Below are 1,491 nucleotides of genomic sequence, written 5' to 3'. Positions count from 1 at the left end.
AGGTTTATTGGTCGCTCACCAATGTTCCCAACCACGACATTGGCAAGAATATGAAATCTCGTGGTTTTCCCAAATTGCCATACATGTCGGCTTTGCCCTCGATCATGCCAAAATCATTGAGCGAAATATTCAAGAGTATGAATTAAACCGCAGCGTTTCCCTTTCTCAACGAATTTTTCTTTCCCAACAAGAAGAATTAAGACAGGTAGTTGTGGAACTGATTCAGGATAACCAAGGTCTTTTTACCGCTTTATCAACTCAAGCTCAAAATCTCTCCAAGACCTTGGTTGCTTCCCTCAAAAGAATTCAAAAGGTTTTTGATACCGCTAAATCCCTGAAAAGCACCACCGAACAAGTAGAAAAGCAAGTACAACTAAATTCTCGTTTGCTAGGAGAAGGACGAAAAAACCTCAAATCCACATTAGAGAGTATTTCTGTTTCCCAGGAAACTTCTACAGATGGTGGTATAAAATTGAAGTCACTGAAGCAGCATTGCCAACAACTCTCCGAGGTGATGAACAACCTTGCTATTTGTCTCGGTGAGCCAACCAACAGCCAAACCATAGTCGAAAGCTACTTAGAAAATAGTCAAACAGAAACAGTAACTTTAGATACAGAAGAAATGCATCGACTAAAGGAGCAGTTATGTGCAGTCATAGGAGAAACCCAGCCCTTACTGACTTCTGCGATCGCCAGCATTGATGACATAATAGAAATTGGGACTCAACAGAAATCAGCTTGGGTACAATCTCTACAAACCACTGAGGAAAAACTTGATTCTGTTATCACTGCAAATATGGAAATGGCTAAATTAGTGGATAATATGGCTCAAATTGTTACTAATCAGGCACAAATTTCTAATGAAGCAGGGCAGCATGTGGTTGCAGCGAGTAAAATTGTGCACAAAATTTTAGAACAATCACAAACCCTTACCAAGTGGTTCGTTCGCTTATTGACGTTTTGTCAAGAAAATATGCAAAAAATCATGTTTTGGGAAAATATTAAGGGTTTTTTGCGTTCTTCTCGTACATTGGTAACATTTTTTGCATCAAAGGATTAATTAAGGCTTACTGTTCGCGTAGCGCAACGTTATGGCACTACGTACAAGTTGGCGTAAATATAGGGTTGGTGTCATACGGGGAAGTTTAGTAAAATGTCTCTTTTGTCAACCCCTTTTTAGTCCTTTTTAGATAATACCATTTCTTTATGAACCTTTATTTAGCGCAGCTTCATACAGAAATGGTATAAGAAACAAAAGTCTAAAAGTCATCCCTAACTTCTGTTGGTAAGTCACCTAGCTTCATAAAAGTTTACCTAAGCCCGGTGTAGTAGTATTTATGTATTGTTGACCATTATCGTCTATTTTCCCACTTCTATTTGGTTTAAAGATTGTATTTGTTAATAATTGTTGGTAAAAAAGTATCGGGATGAATTATGACTGCTTTAACACTACAACTACCTTCAGCGTTGAAATTTACAGATGAAGAATTT

At 37.8% G+C, this 1,491-nt stretch carries 1 protein-coding gene; it reads left to right on the top strand.

All coding sequences use genetic code 11. The features are described from left to right. Positions 1-1,060 (top strand): GAF domain-containing protein (locus CALSC_RS26810; protein WP_159460694.1); only part of this gene is annotated, 1,060 nt, incomplete at its 5' end. Positions 1,061-1,491: the final 431 nt, after the last annotated feature.

Source organism: Calothrix rhizosoleniae SC01, assembly GCF_900185595.1.
Taxonomy (GTDB): domain Bacteria; phylum Cyanobacteriota; class Cyanobacteriia; order Cyanobacteriales; family Nostocaceae; genus Calothrix_A; species Calothrix_A rhizosoleniae.
Note: the sequence above shows the minus strand (reverse complement) of the source record. Positions and strands in the feature narration are given on the sequence as shown.